General features: G+C 45.2%; 2 protein-coding genes. Both read left to right on the forward strand.

The genetic code is table 11. The annotated features are described in order from the left end of the window. Window positions 1-733: 733 nt before the first annotated feature. Window positions 734-2008: an AAA family ATPase gene (locus tag EAO36_RS08050; protein ID WP_120955987.1), complete on the forward strand. Its 1275-nt coding sequence runs from the start codon at window positions 734-736 to the stop codon at window positions 2006-2008. 49 nt (window positions 2009-2057) lie between these two features. Further along, entirely contained in the window at window positions 2058-2906 is an 849-nt protein-coding gene (locus tag EAO36_RS08055) for a hypothetical protein (protein ID WP_162983293.1), read from the forward strand. Window positions 2907-3023 lie beyond the last annotated feature (117 nt).

Consider the following 3023-nt stretch of genomic DNA (forward strand, 5'->3'; position numbering starts at 1 on the left):
GGCTTCTACGAGGCTAAAAACGCCATTGTTTCTCTCAAGCCACGATTGACATGCCAAAGTCTAATTTTGAGAACACAGAACAAGGGCTAAAAGCTTCTTAGCGTCTTTTGGCAAGAAAACGCTGGTTGGTTGAAAATCCATGTGCCTTGCAAGATTCGAGAGTCTTTGGGTGTTGCAAAATCTCTGTGTGGCTTTTAGCCTTGTTGTCTTTTGACATACTCCCCATAGCTAAAGCTAGGGGCTTTACGGCGCGGATGGTAAAAAAAATCCTCCATTCCACTTAGTTTCACTTAGCCTAGGTGTATCTATGTGGAGTGGAGGTTTTTTTTGTTTGAGGTTTGGGGTTTGGGGGTATTTTCTCTTTTCCCCGCGCGCGGAGCACTGAGCGTGTGCTAGCACTTAGACTCGCCTAGCGTCAGCGATCAGGCGATAGCACTAAAAGTGCGTGTAGCTACACGCGCATGGTGTAGCACGCAGTGCTTAGTGTAATTACGCGCGCGCGTTCCTATAATGCGACCTTGAAAATTTGCGGAGTGCCCTATTTATGGGTCGTAAAATCCCGTATGTGTATCGTAAATTAAAAATCCGCTATCGCAAAATCCCGCATAAAAATCTATATTCCCGCTGTTTAGTAGTGAAATTCGTTAAAATTTTACATTTGTTATTCAATAAAGTTTTAGGTATTATGCGATATATTTTTGAGGCAAAACAGAACAAATGAAAGGAGTTTGAGATGGCGAGTTCAAGAAAAAAAGACTGGAGAGATGAAGTAAAACGCGTTCCCTTGAGTGAGGAGGATTTGAAGGAATGGCATTGCCTAAAACACCTTAATCGCATTGTGCCCATCGCGCCCAAAGAGGACGAGGCTAGGTTTGACGGCAAAACATGGGAGGAAGTTAAAGAGATAGTTTCCAACACGCCTATTGGCACACCGACAAGTCAGCTTGAGGAGGAAATTTTGTTTAGTGAGTTCGGGAATGTGCTTAAGGTGCGTACCATGTTGCCTTCCAAGCTTTATGCAATGGCTAAACTCCCTGATCCTGAGTTTTTGTTACAAGGCTTCAAAAGAGGCACTTGCGGGTTACTCAGCTCAAGCGGTGGGAGCGGTAAAAGCTTTTTGGCTCTAACAATAGCGATGAGTATGGCAGACACCACAAACACACTTCCTAGTCTCAATGGTTTGGTGCAATCACGCGGGGGTGTGCTCTACTTGAGTAACGAGGATGATAAAGATGTGATTGATTATCGGGTGTGGCGCATTTTACAGCATAGGGTAGATCAGGGCTTCATCACCAACCCCAACCCTGTGGCAAAGAGTCTAGATCATAACTTTATTCCCATTGATGTTGTGGCGGGGTTTAGGAGAGAGGCAAAGTTTCTCATCGCAGAGGGCAACCGCGTTAAAAATACGGGACTAGCACGCGCCCTAGAAACATTGATTAAGGAGAAACGCCATAAATATGACTTAGACATCAAGCTTGTCATCTTAGACACCCTTAGTCGCTTTCACGCCCTTGATGAAAACTCCAACAAAGAGATGACGCTTTTAGTAGGTCTTTTGGGAGATTTAGCGCGCTCGGCTAATGTCGGCATTTTGATGATACACCACAGCTCAAAGGCGGGCGCGCTAAACTACAAGAATGAGAGTGTGAGTGCAAGAGGGGCGAGTGCTCTAGTAGATAATGTCCGCTACCACTTGACGATGAGCTCTGTAACACTCCAAAAGAAAAGCAATCTCTCTAAGGATAAAGAGGAAATGGCGACTTTTGAGGAGGAGGATAAGCAAAACCTAGAAGCCATTTTTGAGAATGAGCCAAACAGGGATGAAGAGATAGAGAGGCTACAAGCACTCGCGCAAAATAAAGATTTAGTGCGTTTGAATCTCAGCAAACAGAACTTAGGAAAAAGTGCTATGCCTTTGTATTTTGCCCGTTTTAGACATGGAGTTTTAGATGTCGTTAAGGAGGTCATACCTGAACCTGAACCTGAAGATGACCTTCCTTTTTGAGAACTAAGACACGAGATTATAGCACAGGAATGTTGAGGAGTGTGTGAAAATGGCAACAGATAGGGTGATGAATAACATAGCAAGAGCATTGGAAGCATCGCAAGAGGGACGAACGCAAAAGAGAGTCAAGTTTAAACCCCCCAAAGAGTTTTTTACCACTAGCGTGGCGGAGTGTGCTACTTCCCTATTTGCACCCATTGACGAGCGAAAAAAAGGCGAGCAAAGCGATTTAGATCACAAGTTGCCAAGGGTGATTCAATGGAGAAAACGCAACTATAAGCTCACACAAACGCTTTTGAGGATGTCGCACAAGACAATCTTAGAATGCCTATTAGCCTTGAGCTGTGAGGAGAAATTCAAGGGCTTTGAGCCAAAGAGCGGGCAACTCAAAATCACCACAACGCGGTATGCCCTGACGCAGTCAGTCTTTGGAGGGCGCTCACACCATTACTACAAATCTTTAGAGCAGAAGCTAGAAGACTTACAACACGCGCGGATTGATGGTTGGGCGATTGTGAGCGATGTCATCAGCAAAGACACCCAGCTAGAAGTTTGGTTATCTAAGGAGTATTTGGACTTCGTGCAAAAGGGCACTCCCATTGACAGGCGACACTATCACAACGGCTTTGCCACTCTCAAACAAGTCAAACTAAAACACCGCGCGGCTGTGGTTGCGATTTTGCAATCTGTGCTCAAAGATAAGCCACGATATGGAAAATACGGCTGGTTTGGACGGAGCTTAGAGGGGGTGATGCAAGAGCTTGACATCCCTGAGTTTTACACCCCTAGACAAGCCGTTGAGATCAAAAGCAACTTCAAAAACCAGCTTTTCCTAGATGTGTTGATGGAGCACTGCGTATTGAGGTTGTGCCTACCACAGATAGACGGGATTGGGTGATAAGACCGCACAAGATGAAAGTCAAGGAGCACCATGAGTAAATTCGCTATTAGTCTATCAAACCCGAGCAACTACCATGCGTTGGATCATTGGCAAGTCATAGAGCTTGAGAAGTGG

It is taken from the genome of Helicobacter mehlei (genome assembly GCF_003660265.1).
GTDB classification, from domain to species: domain Bacteria; phylum Campylobacterota; class Campylobacteria; order Campylobacterales; family Helicobacteraceae; genus Helicobacter; species Helicobacter mehlei.

Excerpts from the sequence above, each read along its gene's own strand:
- EAO36_RS08055 (WP_162983293.1), top strand. The coding sequence starts at position 2,058 with ATGGCAACAGATAGGGTGATGAATAACATAGCAAGAGCATTGGAAGCA.
- EAO36_RS08050 (WP_120955987.1), top strand. The coding sequence starts at position 734 with ATGGCGAGTTCAAGAAAAAAAGACTGGAGAGATGAAGTAAAACGCGTT.